The 19,392-nt window shown below is 56.8% G+C and carries 19 protein-coding genes; 11 read left to right on the top strand and 8 right to left on the bottom strand.

The genetic code is table 11. The features are described 5' to 3' along the window. Window positions 1-35 precede the first annotated feature (35 nt). From OHL22_RS06820 to OHL22_RS06800, 5 genes are all read left to right on the top strand, one after another. Window positions 36-1,148, top strand: a complete 1,113-nt coding sequence (locus OHL22_RS06820) for a metal-dependent hydrolase (RefSeq protein WP_263334695.1) — start codon at window positions 36-38, stop codon at window positions 1,146-1,148. 203 nt (window positions 1,149-1,351) lie between these two features. After that, window positions 1,352-1,906: a DUF6580 family putative transport protein gene (locus tag OHL22_RS06815; RefSeq protein ID WP_263334693.1), complete on the top strand. Its 555-nt coding sequence runs from the start codon at window positions 1,352-1,354 to the stop codon at window positions 1,904-1,906. Between the two features lie 152 nt (window positions 1,907-2,058). Then, a complete protein-coding gene (locus tag OHL22_RS06810; protein ID WP_263334691.1) occupies window positions 2,059-2,649 on the top strand; it encodes a Jag family protein in 591 nt (196 codons plus the stop codon). Window positions 2,650-2,893: 244 nt separating this feature from the next. Continuing rightward, a complete protein-coding gene (locus OHL22_RS06805) occupies window positions 2,894-4,969 on the top strand; it encodes a M13 family metallopeptidase (RefSeq protein WP_263334688.1) in 2,076 nt (691 codons plus the stop codon). A gap of 732 nt (window positions 4,970-5,701) precedes the next feature. Further along, complete coding sequence (locus OHL22_RS06800) at window positions 5,702-6,622, top strand: Nif3-like dinuclear metal center hexameric protein (RefSeq protein ID WP_263334686.1); 921 nt, start codon at window positions 5,702-5,704, stop codon at window positions 6,620-6,622. A gap of 76 nt (window positions 6,623-6,698) precedes the next feature. On the opposite strand, the gene OHL22_RS06795 is transcribed toward OHL22_RS06800, so the two are convergent. Beyond that, a complete protein-coding gene (locus OHL22_RS06795; RefSeq protein ID WP_263334683.1) occupies window positions 6,699-7,421 on the bottom strand; it encodes a DNA polymerase ligase N-terminal domain-containing protein in 723 nt (240 codons plus the stop codon). Window positions 7,422-7,646: 225 nt separating this feature from the next. On the opposite strand from OHL22_RS06795, the gene OHL22_RS06790 reads away from it, so the two are divergent. Continuing rightward, on the top strand, window positions 7,647-8,027 hold the full coding sequence (locus tag OHL22_RS06790) for a hypothetical protein (RefSeq protein ID WP_263334682.1): 381 nt from the start codon (window positions 7,647-7,649) through the stop codon (window positions 8,025-8,027). Window positions 8,028-8,199: 172 nt separating this feature from the next. Next, on the top strand, window positions 8,200-8,676 hold the full coding sequence (locus tag OHL22_RS06785; RefSeq protein ID WP_263334680.1) for a DinB family protein: 477 nt from the start codon (window positions 8,200-8,202) through the stop codon (window positions 8,674-8,676). 17 nt (window positions 8,677-8,693) lie between these two features. Here the strand turns inward: OHL22_RS06785 and OHL22_RS06780 are convergent, their stop codons facing one another. The 4 genes from OHL22_RS06780 to OHL22_RS06765 all read right to left on the bottom strand — a co-directional run bounded on the left by OHL22_RS06780 (window position 8,694) and on the right by OHL22_RS06765 (window position 11,920). Then, window positions 8,694-9,659: an ATP-grasp domain-containing protein gene (locus OHL22_RS06780; RefSeq protein ID WP_263334678.1), complete on the bottom strand. Its 966-nt coding sequence runs from the start codon at window positions 9,657-9,659 to the stop codon at window positions 8,694-8,696. Continuing rightward, window positions 9,656-10,408, bottom strand: coding sequence for a hypothetical protein (locus OHL22_RS06775; protein WP_263334676.1), 753 nt, complete (start codon window positions 10,406-10,408; stop codon window positions 9,656-9,658). Before OHL22_RS06775 ends, OHL22_RS06780 begins: the two co-directional genes overlap by 4 nt. A 68-nt stretch (window positions 10,409-10,476) precedes the next feature. Further along, window positions 10,477-11,103, bottom strand: coding sequence for a hypothetical protein (locus OHL22_RS06770; protein WP_263334673.1), 627 nt, complete (start codon window positions 11,101-11,103; stop codon window positions 10,477-10,479). A 160-nt stretch (window positions 11,104-11,263) separates the two neighbouring features. Further along, window positions 11,264-11,920 (bottom strand): TetR/AcrR family transcriptional regulator, encoded by a 657-nt coding sequence (locus OHL22_RS06765; protein ID WP_263334671.1) that lies wholly within the window; start codon window positions 11,918-11,920, stop codon window positions 11,264-11,266. A gap of 69 nt (window positions 11,921-11,989) precedes the next feature. On the opposite strand from OHL22_RS06765, the gene OHL22_RS06760 reads away from it, so the two are divergent. From OHL22_RS06760 to OHL22_RS06745, 4 genes are all read left to right on the top strand, one after another. Further along, complete coding sequence (locus OHL22_RS06760; protein ID WP_263334669.1) at window positions 11,990-12,550, top strand: SRPBCC family protein; 561 nt, start codon at window positions 11,990-11,992, stop codon at window positions 12,548-12,550. A 42-nt stretch (window positions 12,551-12,592) separates the two neighbouring features. Then, on the top strand, window positions 12,593-12,997 hold the full coding sequence (locus OHL22_RS06755; RefSeq protein ID WP_263334667.1) for a DUF1761 domain-containing protein: 405 nt from the start codon (window positions 12,593-12,595) through the stop codon (window positions 12,995-12,997). A 123-nt stretch (window positions 12,998-13,120) separates the two neighbouring features. Further along, window positions 13,121-13,876, top strand: a complete 756-nt coding sequence (locus OHL22_RS06750; protein ID WP_263334665.1) for a TIGR00266 family protein — start codon at window positions 13,121-13,123, stop codon at window positions 13,874-13,876. A gap of 79 nt (window positions 13,877-13,955) precedes the next feature. Further along, a complete protein-coding gene (locus OHL22_RS06745; RefSeq protein ID WP_263334663.1) occupies window positions 13,956-15,731 on the top strand; it encodes a tetratricopeptide repeat protein in 1,776 nt (591 codons plus the stop codon). Between the two features lie 24 nt (window positions 15,732-15,755). Here OHL22_RS06745 and queD read toward each other — a convergent pair whose 3' ends face one another. The 3 genes from queD to OHL22_RS06730 form a co-directional block, all read right to left on the bottom strand. Further along, on the bottom strand, window positions 15,756-16,133 hold the full coding sequence (gene queD / locus OHL22_RS06740; protein ID WP_263334660.1) for a 6-carboxytetrahydropterin synthase QueD: 378 nt from the start codon (window positions 16,131-16,133) through the stop codon (window positions 15,756-15,758). A gap of 48 nt (window positions 16,134-16,181) precedes the next feature. Beyond that, the gene (locus OHL22_RS06735; RefSeq protein WP_263334657.1) at window positions 16,182-16,442 is read right to left on the bottom strand and encodes a hypothetical protein; all 261 of its coding nucleotides are present in this window, start codon (window positions 16,440-16,442) and stop codon (window positions 16,182-16,184) included. 837 nt (window positions 16,443-17,279) lie between these two features. Beyond that, a complete protein-coding gene (locus OHL22_RS06730; protein ID WP_263334655.1) occupies window positions 17,280-19,310 on the bottom strand; it encodes an ATP-dependent DNA helicase in 2,031 nt (676 codons plus the stop codon). Between the last annotated feature and the right edge of the window lie 82 nt (window positions 19,311-19,392).

The following is a 19,392-nucleotide window of genomic DNA, read 5'->3' as shown; positions in this document are numbered from 1 at the left end:
CGCCAGGGAAAACAAGCCACTAGAATGGGTCCAGCATGGAGCCCGTCACTCACTTCCTTACAGGGGCCTGCATCGGACGCGCCGGGCTCAACCGCAAAACCGCCTACGCCACTCTGGCCGCTACACTCGCCGCCGAAGCGCCCGACATGGACGTTATCTGGGACTTCTTCGGCCCCGTCATCGGCCTCAAGCATCATCGCGGCATTACGCACACCTTCATCGCCGCGCCCTTCATGGCTGCTGCCATCACCGGCTTCATCTGGCTCCTCGACCGCTTCATCTTCTCTCGCAACAAAAAAACCGATGCCCAGCCCATCCGCTGGTGGTGGGTCTGGCTCTCCGCTCTCATCGCTCACATGAGCCACCTGCTCCTCGACTGGACCAACAACTACGGCATCCGCCCTTTCTATCCCTTCAACGGCCACTGGTACGAGGGCGACCTCGTCTTTATCGCCGAGCCCATCCTCTGGGGACTGCTCGTTGCCGCGCTGCTATTCCCCGCCATCTTCGCCCTCGCCGACCGGGAAGTCGGCGCGCGCCGCAAGCGCTTCCGTGGCCGCGGATGGGCCATCTTCGCCCTCTGCGGCATGGTCTTCCTCTGGTGCTACCGCTGGGTGCAGCACACCGACGCCTACAATCTCGTCCAGGCCGCCCTCGTCACCCCCACCCCCGCAAAGCGCATCGCCCTGGAGCCGTACCCCAGCAACCCGTGGCGCTGGCACGCCCTGCTCGAAACCGACGCCACCTGGCAAACCGCCGAGGTCGACACTCGCACCGGCGCAGTCGAGAGCGACCCGCATATTGATACTCTCTATAAACCTCCGCTTACCCCAGCCGTGCAGGCCGCCAAACAGACTGAGCTAGGCAAGGTCTACCTCGACTGGTCAAGCTGGCCCGTCGTCCGCGACTTCGGCAAGCAGGCCATTCCTGATCAGGACCCGCCCAGCGTCGCCCCCAACCGCGACTGGTCCTCCGTCGAGTTCAGTGACCTCCGTTTCGCCTACGCCTATCTCGACACAGGCATGGCCGGCAGCTCCAACCAGCAACTGGATCACATGGTCGCCCATACCGGACTCTCCGCTTGGGTCTACATCCTCGACGGCCACGAAGACGCCGGCGAGTTCATGGGCCGCCGCGAACAGAAGTAGTTTCGCCGTACTGAAACCGGCTGGTGGCGAAATCTGATCCAGTGGCGAGTTTTCTGGCAGGTCCCTGATCCCTGATTCCTGGTCCCTGTTTCTATGAAACAATCAAAGTTGACCCCGAACCGGCCTATCCTCACAATAAGACCTGTTCCGGTTTCAGCCAGTCACTGGCTCAAACGTTCGATTTTCCTGATTTTGAGGTGCGCATGGTCGCCTATCTGCTTCTACTCGCCGCGATTCTGATTCGCCCCGGCATCCTGCCCCATCCCGGTTGGCTCGACTTCTCTATGCTCGGCGCAGCCCTGCTCTACTTCGGCGCGCGCCGCAACTGGCGCGAGGCACTCCTTCCCGTAGCCGTCCTCGCTGGCGTCGACTACTACCTCACCACCCACGTCTACGGCTACGCCTTCGCCTGGCAGGATTACACCATCACCTGGGCCTGGTACGCCGCCGCCATCGTCCTCGGCCATATCCTGCTCTCCACGCGGGTCTCCGTGGTTCGCGTAGCTTCTGCCACGTTGCTCGGCCCCACAGCTTTCTTCCTCGCCTCCAACTACGCCGCGTGGCTCGGCATGAGCAAGCCAGGCGGCATCTACGCGCCGACCTTTTCCGGCTTGATGACCAGCTACATCGCCGGCGTGCCCTTCTATGGCCGCGACCTGCTCTCCACCGGCATCGTGCTCACTCTCGCCTTCGGAGTGCCCGTAGCCATCCGCCACTTCGCGCACAATCGTGCTCTACCTACTCACTCCACTTTGTAACTCAAACTTATCGCTCATCCGCAAAGCTCGTTCGAGTTGTTATCCTTTCCTGAACTCATGTTTCTTCTACCCGCGATTTTTCCGGGTAAAAGAAATAAAGAAATGGGGGGTCTGAGTCCGTCTCGACCCCAGATTTGCGATACTGACAAGTTATGCCCCTCGCCAACCTGCAACAGGCCGCCCAGCAAGTCGCCAACTTTCTAAACAACGTTATCCGTCTAGGCGGTCTCCGTCTCAAGTACCGCATCAGCGCCAGCGCCCTTCCTGCCGATTCGCTGATCGATGACTCGGAAGCTCAGGTGCTCAACGTTGAGATCGCCGGCCCCGACGCTCCCATGCTCACACAGCGCGGCGGTGAACTTCTCCGCTCCCTCGAGCACATCGCCCTACAGATCCTCCGCCTCGACCCGCGCGAGCACGACCTCGTCAGCTTCGACGCCCTCAACTTCAAGGCCCTCCGCGCACAGGAGATCCAGATGGCCGCTGAGACCGCAGCCAACAAGGTTCGCGAATCCGGCCAGCCCTATGCCTTCCCGCCCTCCAACTCTCGCGAGCGCCGTATGCTTCACCTCGCCTTCAAAGACATGGAAGACGTCGAGTCCCACTCGCTCGGCGAGGGTCAGGAGCGCTACCTGGTCGTCTATCCCAAGGGCAAAACCCACCTTCCCGCCCCCACCCCAACCATGCCTTCTCGTGGCGGCTATGGGGACCGCGGCGGTCGCGGCGGTTTTCGCCGTAGATAATCTGCTTTTCATACACAAAGCCAGTTACCCTGTTCACCACAAAAAGGGAACTGGCTTTTGCACGTCCGCGTAACGTATGTGAATCGAACGCCTTGCTCTGCATCCGGCCACTTCGATCAGCTGCTACAACAAACGGTTGAGGCGCCACCTAAGCACTTTTCCATACGGCGTGCGAGCCAACCGATATGCGACAATCGCTTCGCTACCGTCCGGCCAGTGACTTTTCACTCAGAAAGCAGACAGAATGAGAATTCCAAAATTTGTCTTTACCCTCGCCAGTGCTTCGCTCCTCACTCTCGCTCCGGCTATGCAAGCGCAAAACGCTCTCTCTCCCGATGTAGCAGGCGTACCGCCCGCTCCAGCGCCCGTCGACAACCGTTTTCTTGATAAGTCCGTCGACCCGTGCGTCGATTTCGCTAAATACGCCTGCGGTAATTTCTCAAAGTACTACCCCATCCCCTCTGATCGCTCCAGCTACGGCACCGGCGCAATCGTCTTCGACCGCACCGAAGCCGAACTACACACCCTGCTCGATAAGATGCAGGTAAACAATTCATCCCGTACCCCCGCCGAACAAAAGGTCGGCGACTACTACGCGAGCTGCATGGACACCGCCGCTATCGACGCTCTCGGCCTCAAGCCTCTGCAGCCGGAGCTCGATCGCATCGCAGCCATGAAAGACAAGTCCGGGCTCACAACGCTCCTCGCCCACTTCCAGCTAATCAACGCGAATGCCTTCCTCGGCTACGGCGAGCAGCAGGACTTCAAGGATGCGAAGAAACAGATCGCCACCGTCGATCAGGGCGGCCTGGGCCTTCCCGAGCGCGACTACTACCTCCGCACCGGCGACGCTGCTGAAAAGACCCGCCAGCAATACGTTGAACACGTTGCAAACATGCTCAAGCTCATCGGCGAGTCAGACACCGAAGCCACTGCCGACGCGCACAAAATCATGGATCTCGAGACCACGCTGGCCAAGGCTTCGCTCGACATCACCTCCGAGCGCGATCCGCATAACATCTACCACCCGATGTCCGTCAGCGATCTCACAAAGCTGACGCCCGCCATCGACTGGCCAAAGTTCTTCGCCGCCACTGGCGCGCCCACCTTTACCGATCTCAACGTAACCAACCCAGAGTTCTTCAAAACTCTTCAGACCGTTCTAGAATCTACCGATCTCGACACCATCAAGACCTACCTTCGCTGGCAATACGTCAACAGTGTTCCTGGCTATGCGCTGCCCACCAAGCTCGACGATGAAGATTTCGCCTTCTTCGGCCACGATCTGCGCGGCCAGCCTGAGCAGCGCGCCCGTTACAAGCGCTGCGCCCAGGCCACCGATGATGCGCTCGGCGAGGCCATCGGCCAGGTCTATGTCAAAACCTACTTCCCACCTGAGAACAAAGCCAAGACCGTCCAGATGGTCAAAGACATCGAGAACGCCATGGATCAGGAGATCGACACGCTCGACTGGATGAGCCCCGACACGAAAGTAAAAGCCAAGGCCAAGCTCCATCAGGTCGCCGACAAAATCGGCTATCCCGATCACTTCCGCGACTACTCAGCGCTCAAGATCGTCCGCGGCGACACCATCGGTAACGCCGAGCGTTCTGTCGAATTTGAGGCTCACCGCGAGCTCAACAAGATCGGCAAGCCCGTCGATCGCGGCGAGTGGGGCATGTCACCCTCCACCGTTAACGCCTACTACAACCCCAGCATGAATGACATCAACTTCCCCGCCGCCATCCTGCAGGCGCCATTCTTCGCGCCCGGAGCCACCGACGCCGAAAACTACGGCCACGTCGGTGCCATCATCGGCCATGAGCTCACCCATGGCTTCGACGACGAAGGCAGCCAGTTCAACGGTAGCGGCGACCTCTCCAACTGGTGGACACCCGACGATCAGAAGAAGTTCGAAGGCATGACCGATTGCGAAGTGAAAGAGTACGGCAACTTCACCGCCGTCGATGACCTCAAGATCAACGGTAAGCTCACTCTCGGCGAAAACACCGCCGACAACGGCGGCTTGCGCCTCGCCCTCAAAGCTCTCGAAATCGACGCAAAGCGTAAAGGCGTCGACCTTGAAGCCAAAGACTCATCCGGCCTCACGCCCGTCCAGCAGTTCTTCCTCTCCTACGGCCAGGACTGGTGCGGCGAAAACCGTCCCGCGCAGATTCGCTTGCAAGTCCAGACCGACCCTCACTCCCCACGAGAATTCCGCATCCTCGGAGTAGTCCAGAACATGCCCGAATTCGGCAAAGCGTTCGGCTGCAAAGCCGGTCAGCCCATGATGCCCACCAACGCCTGCCACGTCTGGTAAGAACTGGCGCAACACAACCGACCTCTCGCTCGAATCACCACCACTCGGGGTGCCCCATCCTTTCCGCGTACTATGCGGAAAGGGTGGGAAACAGCTCAGGCTTACACACTGAGTCCGCAAACCAAATTCGCGAATAGCGCGAACCTTTTTTGTTCTTGCCTTTCTATCTCTCATCCCCGAAGCGCCGCTTTTACCGGCAGAACGGCACCCCATCAGTTCAGCGCGAGACGACATCGTCGGAACCGAACACATGTCAAGTCTCCATTCCACACAAGGACTGCGCTTTGCGTGATGCCGATTGCACATCGTCGCGCGCGGATTGCACTTTGCAGCACACCGATTGCGCATTGCTCGACAAATATTGCGCAACGTCACACGCGCATTGCCACTTGTAAACGATGTTTTCCGCCGCCACCCATCCGTGTCCTGCCTCAATTCGCCCGTTGCGTAGAATTACCCGCACCTCAGGCACAATCGAAGCATGGCGGCTCTCACATTCATCCATCAGGCACAGAGCAGGCATTAAAAAACACGTCGAAATACGCACCAAAAACGCATGAAAACCCGCCTTAGACGCACCATGCAAAAAGAAACATCTTGAGCATAATCAATAGGCTAAGCCGCATTTCCTGCGAAAATCACACGCCCACCCCCGCTAGCCGCACACTTGAAGGGCCAAACCCAGCCGCCCCGGCATCCGCTACACTCGTCCTCTGAAAGCAAAGAGGACCAATGACCACGCTCAACCGCCGCACCTTCGTAGCCGCAGGCAGCGCCTTCGCAGCCAACCTCGCATTCAGCCGCACGGACTTAGCTCAGGCCCAGCTTGCCCCCTCCGGTCAGCTAACAGCAGGTGAAGTAATAGACCGCATCAAGAAAAACGTCGGCGTTCCGTGGTTTCCAAGAACCGTCGACAACCTCCTCACCGCCACGCCCCAAACGCAGGTGAAAGGAATCGCCACCACCATGATGGCCACTCTCGAAGTAGTCCAGCACTGCGCCGAACATGACCTCAACATGATCGTCACCCACGAAACCCCGTTCTACCTCCACCAGGATCACATCGAAGACATCAAGTCCGATCCCACCCTCAACTACAAACTCGACTACTGCAAGCAGCGCGACATCGCCATCTTCCACTTCCACGACCACTGGCATGCCCACCATCCCGACGGCATAGCCCAGGGCATGGTCGCGCAGCTAGGCTGGCAAAAGAACGTAGTCGATCCCGCAAATCCAAAGAAACTCCAGTTCGACGGCATCCCGCTCGCGCAGTTCGTAGACCAGATGCGCCAAAGCCTGAACGCCCGCAGCATCAGAGTCCTCGGCGACCCCGCACTGCCGGTGCACAACGTGACCACAAGCTGGGGCTACATGGGGCGCGAATCAGGTATCCCAGTTTTCGCCTCACCGGACACCGAAGTCCTGATCTGCGGCGAAACCCGCGAGTGGGAGCTCGTTGAGTACTGCCAGGACTCCATCCGCGCTGGCAACAAAAAAGCCCTGATCGTAGTCGGCCACGTCCTCAGCGAACAAGGCGGCATGATCCTCGCCGCCGACTGGCTAAAATCCTTCATCTCCGAAGTCCCAATCAAATTCGTTCCCGCCCCAGAACCCTTCTGGATCGCTGGCCAACCCCCACTAAATACCTGATCCCATCCCAGACGTTCTCTGGGATGGGATCTCTTGAGGGCAACATGTGATTTTCTACATTAATGTGTGAGGTTGGTTAGAACTCAAAAAGTCTCGGATAAAGCAAGCAGTCCTTGTCTTCTCCCTCGAACCAATAATGCTCAATCTCCGCCAAAGTTCTTCGGGAAAGTACTCCATTTGGCATATCTTTCAGAATGTCCGGCTCGGATTTGGTTCTTGCAAAGCTGTCAGATTCCTTAATGAGGTACCAGATAGGCTGACCACCTTTGGCATATCGATTTGGACATCGGCGAAGTATCCAAATACCCTGCAATTTGTTGCCGATCAGCCGAAATTTCAAGTATCCATACCTCATCCAAAGCTCAACATCCTGATATTCGGGCAATGGCTCCCAGTACCCAACCTCCCACAACATCACGACACCAGCCCCATATCTTCCTTCAGGAATTACTCCTTCGAAGGCGATATTTGCGGGGTCGTGGTCTTCCATTTCAATTGCTTCCCGGCGGTCTTCGATGCAATAGCTCGGACCCGTTGGAAGCGCCCAACTCAACAGCACGCCGTTCCATTCCAGCCTGAAATCGTAATGCAGTCTTGTCGCATCATGCTTTTTCACGCAAAAGTGTCTTTTCAATGCAGCGATGCGATTGTGCTGTGTAGTAACAACGGCCGTAGTTTGGTTCACACCGATGATCTGCGGCGACATCGAAAGAGTGGTCTGATCAACCGCTGCGTTAAACAGACGAACTGCTTCTTCTCCATTTCCAAACATCTTCTGGGTAAATCCTTGGGTTCCCATGCTCCTGTCTCCTCGGTTGGTTGATTGCATCGAATACGCAATTCTGAGAAAGCCTACTCAAAACAGCGATATAATGGCGAACAAAAGACGAATACGCCTTTTGTTCGCCTATAATATGACTATTTTGATTCCTCGTGCAATCTTTTTTGGGAGAAACTTTTAGATTTGTGGGAGGAGACGCTGCTAAAAGAATCGCGCTACACTTCTTCCGGGAGAGACTTACGCATGTGGCTTGAGCTGGTCAGGCCGGTCACGCTGCTCGGCACCATCCTGTCGCTGCTGGTGCTGCTCCGCACTGCGTTTTTCGGCCCTGAGATCGATTTTCAGCAGCGTGTCTACAACACGCTTTGCATGCTGGTTATCGCCGCAGGCATAGCGTTGCTGAGCGGTCTGACGTTTCCAGAACGTGATCCGCTGGACGATATTCCCTGGTACGACCGCAGCTTCTACGCCCAGCACATGAGGCCTACAGATCCAATCCTGCGTCTCTACCGCAGCTTCCCAGTGCAGATCTTCTGCTGGACCACCGCGGTGTTGTTCGTGCTCTTCTTAATCAATTGGTACCTTCAAACCTATTTCATGCCTTACCGCAACACCTACTGGTAGTTGGCCGATCCGATCCGCTATTGCCGTTCTTGAAAATCCTCTGCGCCGCTGATGCCTGCTCAGCCATCTCTTAAGGGTGAAAATTGCTTCCTAACTCAAGCGCAGCCAGGAAGACCGGCCCAACTCGTCAAAATCGTCAAACTTATTCAAGATCACAAAAAAGGAAATCACAATGGATCACGACGCACTCTTACGCCAGCATCTGATTCGACTTCTGACTGGCAGCGAGGCTCACGCAAACTTTGAAGCGGCTGTGGAGAATTTCCCGGTGCGCTTGCGCGGTATCGTGCCTGACGGAGCAGAGTACTCCGCGTGGCAACTGCTGGAACACCTGCGCATCGCTCAGTGGGATATTCTCGATTTCTCGCGCAATCCGAAGTACGAGCATATGAGGTGGCCTGAAGATTATTGGCCTAAATCGCCTGAGCCTGCCGATGACAATGCGTGGGATGAAAGCGTAGAGAAATTTCTTTCCGACCGGAAAGAAATATGCGATCTGGTTACAGATGCGGCGACAGATCTCTACGCGAAGATTCCTCATGGCGAGGGCCAGACGATTCTGCGCCAAGCACTCCTGACTGCGGACCATAATGCCTACCACGTCGGCCAACTCATCCTTTTACGTCGTCTGCTAGGTGCCTGGAACTGATGTCGGCATTTTAGGAGTCAGCTCGCCATGAGCGCCAATTCTGGCTCATGGCGAACGAAAGGGCGGCTTGCCAGCCTGTGCGCGACGGCCTGCGAAATTGGCTGCCCAGTGTGCGATTCGTAATAGCTGAATGCGGGGCTGGGGTTCGCTTCGAAGCAATACACTTCGTCTTCAGGCGTGATTCTCAGGTCAATCCCTGCAAACTCCAGCCCGAGCGATTGAGTGAGGCCGATGCACTTTTGTTTCAATTCATCGCAGAGCTCTACCTCACGCAATCCGGCGGGGCGTCCTGATTGCTGGCCAGCATAGCGATAGTCGGTTGCATCACTGTCGATAGCAGTTGCAAATGCTTCGCCGTTGATGGTGTGCACTCTCACGTCGACGCCGTCGACATAGGCCTGAAACTGTGTTGGACACCAGCGAATCTGCTCAAGCCGCGCTTCGTCTTCCGAGTCAAGCTGCTGCACGATGGAGCGGATGGCGCTGATGGATTTGTAGATGATGCGTCCATGTTTCTTTCGAAATTCGCGCACAAGCTGCGGGTCGTTGGTGATCAGTGTCTCGGGGACATAGAAGCCGTGTTGGCGGATGAGCTGTGCCTGATAGGGCTTGGACGAGTTACTGGCCATCGGCGCGCACCGGTTGATTACGCACGCCGGCGCTATCTCCATCCAGCGAATGAGCGTGTCATGAAATCCGCGGCAGAAAGCGCGCAGAGGAGAATCATCTGCTTCACCCATCAGTTCCGGCAACAGGCGGTCGTCCATCAGGCGAGGATAGATGCCGGTAAAGTCTTCAAGACGAAAGATGCGATCCTGCGTCTTCAGTTCGCCGGTGATGTCGCTACTTTCAATCTCAAACCATAGATCGCACTTTGCGAAATCGCGCTGATTGAGCAGAACGAAATCGGCGCTCATCTCTTCAAGGCGTGAAGCGATCATGCGCAAAGGAGCTTCGGAGGGAATGCCGCATAGAAGTATCATGATGGTTCTCCAGTTACGAGAATCTGCGCCATGCGGCGCAGCAAGGGCACTCCACCGGCACGAAGATCGGGCAGCACAGTCGCGTCGGCAAAGGTCCATTCGTCGCCTTCGCGCGAATTGAGCTGAAGGCCCAGCATCCGGGTATTTGCAGCTTTTGCAAGTCGTCCGCAGGCGTGTGCTACATCAGAGGGCACCTGTGCTCCAAAGATCTCTCCGTGCAGTGCTATCACATGATGGGCGGCAGTGCGTTCGCGGCTGAAAGAAGCGCGTCGCGCATCAGTGATTGCCGCTGAATCACGCGCGCTTTGACGATAGGTGCATGTGCGCAGACCTGCGCGGCTCGCACGCAATGTCCATTCGGACGCGTGGAACCAGGGACCGGAGAGACCAAGTGGCGCGGGCCGATTGATAACCGCTCCGGGCAGCGCATGAAGCCAACTCAAGTAAAAGGCCTGCGTCTCGGCGGCCGCGTATTGACGATACGCATCGACTGCGCAGCGAGCAGTGAAGTCGCTTGGAGCAACCAGGCGATTGAGCACTCCGCGAATCTGCGAGCTGCGAATGACGGCACCATTAGCGAGCGTTATCGTAACGTGTGCTCCACTGCTGTTTACGTGGTGCTCCCAGGCACGCGCCGAGGCGAGGCTTTCGGCAGTGACCAGTTGCAAGGGTGCAAGGCCCATCTGCAGCAGGCCCTGAAAGGCCCAGTGCGCCGACGCATCTGACGAGGAACACAATACGAGCCACATGGCATGAACTCCCGAATCCGGGCAGGCGCCAGGTGCGACAATCCTGCCCGAGAGGATGTTGGGTTGGTTTACTTCTTCACATCTTTCGTCGGAGCTGAAGCGGACGCTGCTGCCTGGGGTGCATCCGGCTCCTGCTTCAACGCGCCCTGGCTAAGATCGGGACGGAGTTCTGCAGGAATAAAGTGCGAAAGCTGTGATACTGCAGCTTCAAGAGCGCTAAGCCGCTGCTCATAAGGATCGCCGCCAACCTGTCCGTAGCCAGTGTTGTCGACAAGTTGCTTGCCTTCGAAAATGCTTTCTTTGGCAAACTCCTTGATCTCGGCCTTGTACTCCTTGAACTCTTTGTGCTCAAGCTTCTCGACTTTGTATTCCTTCGAGATGTACTTCTCGACGATCTGCTTTTGCTCAACGAGTTTGTTGGTGGTCAAGTCTGGCGTTGCTTCAGCTTTGGCCGTTTCTGGAGAAGCAGCCTGAGGGAGCCCTTGAGGATACTCAAGCAGGGCTTCTTTATAAAGCTCCTTGCTGATTTCCTTGTGCTGCTCCTTGTATGCCTCTTTCTCCTTCTCCTTCTCCTTCTCCTTCTCCTTTTCCTTCTCTTTCTCTTTTTCCTTGTCTTTGTCCTTGATTTCCTTGTATTCGCGCTTGAATTCCTTATCAACCGCGATCTGCTTCTCGACGAACTGTTTCGTGTACATGTTGACCCCTCCTTGGAATGGCTCAGGTGAGTCCAACAGCGGGCCGCGCAGAAACCACTACCATTGCCTGCCGCCTTTGTGGAATTAGTGCGGCAGAGGCACGCGACGTTTCACGGGCTCGACACAAATGCCGCGCGAGGGAGAGGTATGCGAGGCAAACTTATGGTTTCGAGTGGGATGCGGACTTGCGCCGCGATGGCTGCGGCTTCAGACTCCGCGTCATGTGGCTACTCAGCAATAGATCGAAATGCTGCTTCAACTGCCGCACGGCCTTGTCGAATGGTTCGACAGAGCGGTATGAGCGCGCCAGCATCACGCCACCTTCCATGGTGATGAGTACATAAGCTGCAAGTGCATCGAGGTCTGTGTTCTTTGGAAGCTGAGGCTTAAGCTGCTCAAGGCATTCGCGAATAGCGGCAATCCACCCCTGAAAGTTTTCAGCGATGAGCTTATGCGCTGGCCGATTCTCCGGATCGATCTCAAGCGCGAGCCTGCCGAGAGGGCAGCCATACTGGCACTCAGTCATCAGAATGCGCTCACGATAGCCCGACAATACAGCAAAGATTCGCGCAACTGGATCGTTGGTGCTTGCGAATGCCGGATCGATAACGATAGGGCGCAACATCACCAAATACTCTTCGAGTACCGCGCGCAACAGTGCTTCTTTGCTTTCGAAGAAGTGGTAGAAACTGCCTGAATTCACCTGCGCGTGCGCAAGCAGGTCGGCCATGCTGGTGCCTGCATAACCACGCTCCCAGAAGAGGTAACGGGCAGAGTTGATCAGGCGCTCACGAGTCGTTGGAGATTTTTCTGACATTTTTTGCTTGCCAGAATGAGGTTATCGAAGGTTTACTTGAACGATCAACTAAGAAGCTGGTGAAATCCCATGCACGTGAAGAATTGGATTCTCGGTTTTGCTGTGGCGTCAGCAACACTTACTCCGTTGGCAGTGTTCGCTGGGCCGGATCGGCCGGAGCCGGCCGCTGAAAAGGCGCTGGTCATCGAAATCAGTGTTCCTGCTCCGCTCTCCGATGTTTGGCATGCTTTCTCAACCAGCGACGGTCTGAGCACGTGGTTGACTCCCGGTGCGGTTGTCGATCTGCGTCCAGGCGGCGAGTGGACCGCGCACTTCCCGGGAGGCAAGACGGGTGGCGGAACGATTGTGAGCTTCATTTCAGAGAAGGAGATTGTGTTGGCTGCACTGGCTCCGGAGGCGTTTCCAACGGTTCGCGTAGAAAGAATGCGCGCGAAATTTGAGTTCCGCGCCAACGGAAGCTCGACCGTCGTGCGCCTGACGGAGACAGGGTGGAAATCAGGCCCCGAATGGGATAAGGCTTATGAGTACCTGACGGTAGGAAACGCGCAGTTGATGGCCACGCTCCATAAACGCTTCCTGAATGGACCCATCGACTGGAAAAAAGAATGGGGCGACGACGCTTCGCAATAGATGTCCGGTGCCACGAAAGATTTCACGAGAGGGTGATGCGACATGGATATAAGAACTCTGAATCTATGGGCGATCCTCGCGGCGGCGGCTTCAGCCTTTGTGCTTGGTGGCCTCTGGTATTCACCATTGCTCTTTGCCGGCGCATGGAAGCGTGCGGATGGCTTTGGGGCAAACGAGCCGCCGCCCGCGACGCCCAAGATCTTTGCGATCAGTTTTCTACTGAGCCTGGTGATGGCCTTCAATCTTGCCATGTTTTTGAATGACGCGAAAACCACCATCGCCTGGGGCGCTACTGCTGGTTTCCTTGCGGGATTTGGTTGGGCTGCGATGGGGCTGAGCATCGTCGCGCTCTTTGAGCGCCGTTCTTTCCGCTACATGCTGATCAATGGTGGTTATCTTACCTTCGCTTTAGTAGTAATGGGAACGATTCTCGGAGCCTGGCGGTAGGGCGAAGATGCATTTCACCCGGTGAATCTCTCACAGGCCCTGTCCCGGTTGCATGTATACTTCCCGAGAAAACGCCGCAGCGCGGAGATGCCGATTGTATGGCAACTTTTGAGGTGAAGAGAGATGCAAAGCAGGATCGTGGGCACGACGATGCCCGTTCTCGAATTTCTACTGCAGCCCAATGAATGCGTCATCTCGGAGACAGGTGAACTGTCCTGGATGTCCAGCTCCATCCAGATGACGACACACACGCAGATGATGGGCGGAGGCGGCTTTTTCGGCGCATTCAAGCGCGTGATCGGCGGCGGCAGTCTTTTTATGACCGAGTACCGCGCGTGGGGATCGGCCGGGGAAGTAGCGTTTGCGACGCGCGTGCCCGGTCACATTCTGCCCCTCGAAGTACAGCCGGGATACGAGTACATGATTCATCGCCACGGCTTTTTGTGCGCGACGGAGCAGATCCAGCTTGGAGTCGGATTCCAGCAGTCTCTGGGAGCGGGAATTTTTGGCGGCGATGGATTTCTGCTGCAGCGTGTGAACGGTGTTGGCACGGCGTGGCTTGAGCTTTCCGGCGAGGTCATTGTGAAGGATCTTGCGCCGGGAGAAAATCTGCGCGTTCACCCGGGGCATGTGGGGGCCTTCCAGTCGAGCGTCAACTTCCAGATCACCATGGTGCGCGGATTGAAGAACCTGATCTTCGGTGGTGATGGACTGTTCCTTGCATCGCTCACAGGGCCAGGCCGTGTATGGCTGCAGACGCTGCCGATCTCGCGCCTTGCTCACCAGTTGCAGCAATACATGCCGACTGGGCGAGCCGAGACGACACAGGCAGGTGTTGTTGGGGGTATCGTCGGTTCGATCCTGGATGGCATGAGTTAAGCCAATGAGTAAGAGGGGCGATTGTCCGCGTGTTGGCGCTGGACAACTGCTCCTTTGACCTGCGATGGTTTTGTCACCGATGCTGCGCCGTCTTTGGGGAATTTGTGTCATTGCTGCGTTCGTCTTACTTACCGCGGGTTTTGCCGGTAAGGATAAGCAGAATAAGACAAAGGCTGCTACTCCCGTTGAAGCGACCAAAGACGGCTATGTGGGCAGTGAGACCTGCGCTACATGCCACACGGGGATCGCGAAAACCTTTGCGCAAACAAGCATGGGGCGTTCGCTGACGACGATTACGCCTGAATCGCTGAAGACAATGCCGCTCAGTTCGCCGGAGGCGACGAGTTATTTCGATCCCAACTCGAATCATCATTTCGAGGTGCGCGCTGTTGATGGCAAGGTGATCGAGACGGAATATGAAACAGCGCAAGACGGCAGCGAGGTGTTTCGCAATTCGCACCCGATGAGTTGGGTAATCGGAACGGGTGAGAATGGTTTTGGGCTGTTGCTGCAGCGTGACGATTTCCTTTTTCAAGGGCCGTTGTCGTATTACACGCGCGAGGCGCATTGGAACCTGTCGCCCGGTTATCAAAACGAAAATTACAGTTTCAATCGACTGATTCTTCCCGGCTGTATTTACTGCCATAGCGGCCGCTCGCGGCCCGTAGCGGGGCAGGACGGGAGATACCAGACGCCGGTTTTTACGCAGAATTCAATCGGCTGCGAAAACTGCCATGGGCCGGGTGCGGCGCATGTCGCAGCGATGCGCACTGGAGACTTTGCGAACGGACTGAGCAAGATTGTGAATCCTTACCGGCTGAGCGAGCCGCGCGCGGACGACATCTGCATGTCATGTCATCAGGCGGGCGATGCGCGCGTACTGCAGCCGGGCAAGACCTATCAGGACTTTCGCCCCGGCCAGCCTCTTGAGCACACTGTCGCTATCTTCCAGATTCCTCCGACACCGGAGAAGCCGCCACAGGACGATCACGTGGAGCACTACTACTCGATGAGCCTGAGCAAGTGCTTCCGGGCGACGCGAGGACTGGCTCCGGATAAACAGTTGCGTTGTATTAGCTGTCATGATCCGCATGTGGAACCAACGAAGGAAGAGGCTCCTGCGTACTTTAAGGCGAGGTGTTTGAACTGCCACACGACTGCGAGCTGTACCGCTCCCAAGGCTCTTCGCGAAGCAACGACACCGGCCGACAATTGCATCGGCTGTCACATGAAGCAGCGGGACATTCGCGTGATCTCGCACTCGAGCGCGACGAATCATCGTATAGTGAAGACGCCAGACGAGCCGTTTCCCGACGTAACATTTCACCAGACTACGGCTGCCATGCCGGACTTGATCGAGCTGAATCCCGAGGGCGAGCGCGGCGCGAATGCGGTGGCTCCGCCTGCGATTCTCAGGCTGCAGGCATATGCGCAGCTGGAGCGAGGAGATTCGCGTTTTCACGCTTCCTGGTTGCAGACATTGTCCAGCCTGGAGACATCGTTACCCGAAAACGCAATTGTGCAGGCGGCGCTTGGTCATCGTGATCTTGCCGATCATAAGCTGACCGAGGCGATCGATCATCTGCAGCATGCGATTCGTCTCAATGCGATGGACACAGAGGCGTATATCGATCTTTCGAAGGCACAGGATGAGAGCGGGCAGAATGAGGCAGCGATTGCATCGGCAAAGAAGGCCGCCGAGCTTGATCCGTATGCTGCTCCGATACAAAAGACATTGATCCTGCGTCTGATCAATGGCAAACGCTACGACGAGGCGCAAGCCGCGATGGAGCGTTATCTCCAGACTTTTCCTGAGGACGATGGTATGCGGAAAATGCTGGCGATGGTTAAGTAATGTGCTCTGAAATGGGGTCTTTGATTATTCGTAGTATGTGGCAGTCGTGGTATCGGTTTCCCAGATAGTGCAGTCTTTTACGCGCACGCGGCCGCCGGTTATCTCGCGCAATTGCGCGCTGGTCTGGTCATAAAAGTAACGCGCCAGATTTTCCGCTGAGGGATTAAGCACGGTGAACGGCTCGAGATCGTTAAGCATCTGGTGGTCAATGCGGTCGATCACGGGCCGCAACACATTCTTTAGCAGCTTGAAGTCGAGAAGCAGGCCGGTCTCATCAAGCTCTCGCCCGGCGAGCGTCACGCGCACTTTGTAGTTATGTCCGTGCGGGTTTTCGCACTTGCCGTAGTAGTTACGAAGATAGTGGCCAGAGGAGAAACCGGCATCTACGGTTACTTCATACATGCTCTTATCTGCTTTCTTTCCTTAAATCAAAGTTGGCGTGCCGGGATTTCAGAGATTCTTTCTGCGGCGGCTGCGCTCGGTTCGCCGCCGCTCCTCGCTGCGCCGGTCAACCTGCTCGAATAGATGCGACATAGACCCGATTAGAGCCGAAATGAGCGCGAGGAGCAGAAGAAACTCGGAAAGCGTCTTCCACAGAGTGCCGTTGGCTGGAAGCCCCGGCTGAAAACTCGATGGCACGAAGGTCATGCCGCAGGAGACCAGTGCGAGCAGCCCGAGTGTTGCGGCCAGTAGATAGAAGTTGCGGGACATAACAAGTGGCGGATGTCGCCAATCTTGATTCTACAGTCCAGTTGACGACTGGCGTCAGACGATCCTAGTCTCGACCTGAGCCACTCACAATGCCACTAATAAATGCGTCGGAAAATTCAGCGAAGCCTCGTAAACAAGCCAAGCCCAAGCTATTCGTTATATTCGCCTGTCAGGCGCATGAGGCCATAATTTTTCGCCGAGGTCCTTCAGCTTGGTTTCATCTAATCCGGTGGAATACGGATAACGATACCTTTTTCCACGGAGCGTGGTTCAAAGGCCGCATTTATCCGGAGCGATGCGACCTCTCCCCAAACGGAGAATTGCTTTTATGCTTTATGCACAAGAGCAGCAAATTGGGCACAGATTACAAAGACTCATGGAGTGCAATAAGCAGGAGCCCATGGCTCGATGCCTTGTGGCTCTGGCCGCAGGGAACTACTTACGCAGGTGGTGGCAGATTCACGGATGATCGGAGCGTTGTACTGAGGCATATCCCGTGGCTTCCCACTGATGCTCATCCAAAACATCCAGGTGTCGGGCTGAATATTTCATTTATCCAGGACGCAGCATGGAATCCTTTTCATGCATCAAGCAAGGAAGTGGAGGGCGCAGACTGGTCTGGCCGAGATCATCGAGATCGCCTTGTCTTTACAGTGAGTGGGGAATTGATGCTGCGTGAAGCGGGGAAAGTAGAGGACAGTTGCTTGGGTGATTTTACTGAAGGTTCACCTGATCCTACCCGAGCCCCCGAAGCTGCCTCAGCGCCACTAAGACCCAAGAAACCTGAGCGCTATCGCTCAAAGCGATCTTTGAATCAAAAGAACATAAACTAGCGAATCATTCGAAAAATGCCTGCACGTCGGTGATGGTGCTGGTGATGCGATAGGGCGGCAGGCTGGCGAGAAAGGTTTGTCCATAGCGCATCTGACGAATGCGCGGATCAAGTAGTACGAGTACGCCACGGTCTTCAAGTGAGCGAATGAGGCGGCCAAAGCCCTGCTTGAGCGAAATGACGGCTGAGGGTACCTGATAGTCGAAGAATGGCTTACCGCCGGATTCTTCGATGAATCGCATGCGTGCCGCTACAACTGGATCGTTCGGAACCGCAAAGGGAAGCCGATCGATGATGACACAGCTTAGCGCTTCACCCTGTACATCGACGCCTTGCCAGAAGCTGGCTGTGCCGAAGAGAACGGCGTTGGGCGTCTCGCGAAACTGCTGCAACAACACGTTGCGCGGGGCTGTTCCGTGCAGCAGGATCGAGTAGTCGAGCACCGGTAGAAGGCGTTCGTAGAGATCGCGCATCTGCGCATAGCTGGTGAAGAGACAGAAGGCACGGCCACGGGTGATTTCGAGCACGCGCTGAATGCAGCGGGCAGCGGATTGCTGAAACTCGGCGGCGCGTGGATCGGGCATCTCGGGCGGCAGATACAGGAGTGCCTGCTCCTGATAGCGGTAGTGGCTTGGTACGACGAGCTCGCGCGCGTTCGTAAGGCCAAGACGGCGGCGGATGTGCTCGAAGCTGCCCTGCACCGTGAGCGTTGCCGAGGTCAGCACGACGGTTGGGAAGCGCTGAAACAGTTGCTCGTCGAGCAGACCGGATACGTCGATGGGTGTAGCCTGCAGAAAGGTCGTTCGCGACTGACGAAGCGCGCCCGCACCTCCGCGACCGCCGGCTGCGGAGGCGTCTGTTCCATGCACGCGCCGCTCCAGCCAATAGACCATATTGCCGGAGGTCGATTCCATCAGGAACTCAAGCTCGGTGCGCAGATTGACGACGCGTTTGCGCAGTGCAGGCGCTTCGTCTTCACCCCGGGACTGATCGAGCGCCGCGTCAAGCCGGACGAGGTGATTCTTGACGCTCAGGTAAAGATCGCCCTGCGTTTCGAGGAACTCTTCGCGGTTGTCGAATGGCTCCCGCCCGCCCTGGCGTCCATCGCCGCTCATGGGTAGTTGCGCGAAGAACATCCGCGCACGGTCGCGCAGATTTTGCGCCGCCGTGAGTATCGCGGTGTTCTCGGGGCTGGCGTAGCTGGCGCTCTTGCGGAGCATGGCTTCGGTATCGCGCACCAGGTCTTCGAAGCGTGCGTTGCTCACGGAGAGGCCGAAATAGCTGCTGGCGACCTCCTCCAGCTCATGTGCTTCGTCGAAGATCACCGCGCCGGCTTCCGGCAGAACACCCGCGTCCGGCGCGCCAGAGGCCTGCTGACGCACGGCCAGATCAGCGAAGAAGAGATGGTGGTTGACGATGACGATGTCGGTTTCCTGCGCTTTGCGGCGCATCTCGGTGATGAAGCATCGCTGGTAATCGGGGCAGTTTTGCCCGAGGCAAGCCTCGCTTCGCGCGTCGAGACGCGACCAGAGAGCGCTGGCCTCGGGGATACCGGCGAGTTCCGCTCTATCGCCGGTTTCCGTCTCTTTTTCCCACTCGGAGATCTTGTGGAACTGGTCGATCTCTTCAAGACCGGAGAGCACTGGATGCGTGGTCAGCGTCACGAGCTTATGCCGGCACAGGTAATTGGAGCGGCCCTTCATGTAGCAGACGCGCAGCTCGCCGAGCAGCGACTCAAGAAAAGGGATGTCGCGCAGATATAGCTGATCCTGCAGAGCTTTCGTGCCGGTGGAGATGATGACTCGACGGCCGGTTCGGAGCGCCGGGAGCAGGTAGGCGAGCGTCTTGCCGGTACCTGTGCCCGCTTCGACGATGAGGTGACGCCGCTCTTCGAGTGCTCGCTCAACGGACTTGGCCATCTCCAATTGCCCGGGACGGTACTCATAAGGCAGTGCGCTGGAGGCCAGTATGCCGCCGGGTGCGAAAAACGCGTGCAGGGTCGGCAGAGATCGGGATGAGGGCTCGTTGGGGGGCATCGAAAAGGCGAAAGTCGCTTAATTCATCATAGTGAGGATCGGGCGCGACTGCGAAGCCGGTGGTAGAAATGAAGCCTCGCGT

Source organism: Acidicapsa dinghuensis (genome assembly GCF_025685685.1).
Lineage (GTDB): Bacteria > Acidobacteriota > Terriglobia > Terriglobales > Acidobacteriaceae > Acidicapsa > Acidicapsa dinghuensis.
This window is presented reverse-complemented; position numbering and strand designations above follow the sequence as displayed.

Coding starts and splice junctions, on each gene's coding strand:
- OHL22_RS06820 (WP_263334695.1), top strand. CDS start 36: ATGGAGCCCGTCACTCACTTCCTTACAGGGGCCTGCATCGGACGCGCC.
- OHL22_RS06815 (WP_263334693.1), top strand. CDS start 1,352: ATGGTCGCCTATCTGCTTCTACTCGCCGCGATTCTGATTCGCCCCGGC.
- OHL22_RS06810 (WP_263334691.1), top strand. CDS start 2,059: ATGCCCCTCGCCAACCTGCAACAGGCCGCCCAGCAAGTCGCCAACTTT.
- OHL22_RS06805 (WP_263334688.1), top strand. CDS start 2,894: ATGAGAATTCCAAAATTTGTCTTTACCCTCGCCAGTGCTTCGCTCCTC.
- OHL22_RS06800 (WP_263334686.1), top strand. CDS start 5,702: ATGACCACGCTCAACCGCCGCACCTTCGTAGCCGCAGGCAGCGCCTTC.
- OHL22_RS06795 (WP_263334683.1), bottom strand. CDS start 7,421: ATGGGAACCCAAGGATTTACCCAGAAGATGTTTGGAAATGGAGAAGAA.
- OHL22_RS06790 (WP_263334682.1), top strand. CDS start 7,647: ATGTGGCTTGAGCTGGTCAGGCCGGTCACGCTGCTCGGCACCATCCTG.
- OHL22_RS06785 (WP_263334680.1), top strand. CDS start 8,200: ATGGATCACGACGCACTCTTACGCCAGCATCTGATTCGACTTCTGACT.
- OHL22_RS06780 (WP_263334678.1), bottom strand. CDS start 9,659: ATGATACTTCTATGCGGCATTCCCTCCGAAGCTCCTTTGCGCATGATC.
- OHL22_RS06775 (WP_263334676.1), bottom strand. CDS start 10,408: ATGTGGCTCGTATTGTGTTCCTCGTCAGATGCGTCGGCGCACTGGGCC.
- OHL22_RS06770 (WP_263334673.1), bottom strand. CDS start 11,103: ATGTACACGAAACAGTTCGTCGAGAAGCAGATCGCGGTTGATAAGGAA.
- OHL22_RS06765 (WP_263334671.1), bottom strand. CDS start 11,920: ATGTCAGAAAAATCTCCAACGACTCGTGAGCGCCTGATCAACTCTGCC.
- OHL22_RS06760 (WP_263334669.1), top strand. CDS start 11,990: ATGCACGTGAAGAATTGGATTCTCGGTTTTGCTGTGGCGTCAGCAACA.
- OHL22_RS06755 (WP_263334667.1), top strand. CDS start 12,593: ATGGATATAAGAACTCTGAATCTATGGGCGATCCTCGCGGCGGCGGCT.
- OHL22_RS06750 (WP_263334665.1), top strand. CDS start 13,121: ATGCAAAGCAGGATCGTGGGCACGACGATGCCCGTTCTCGAATTTCTA.
- OHL22_RS06745 (WP_263334663.1), top strand. CDS start 13,956: ATGCTGCGCCGTCTTTGGGGAATTTGTGTCATTGCTGCGTTCGTCTTA.
- queD (WP_263334660.1), bottom strand. CDS start 16,133: ATGTATGAAGTAACCGTAGATGCCGGTTTCTCCTCTGGCCACTATCTT.
- OHL22_RS06735 (WP_263334657.1), bottom strand. CDS start 16,442: ATGTCCCGCAACTTCTATCTACTGGCCGCAACACTCGGGCTGCTCGCA.
- OHL22_RS06730 (WP_263334655.1), bottom strand. CDS start 19,310: ATGCCCCCCAACGAGCCCTCATCCCGATCTCTGCCGACCCTGCACGCG.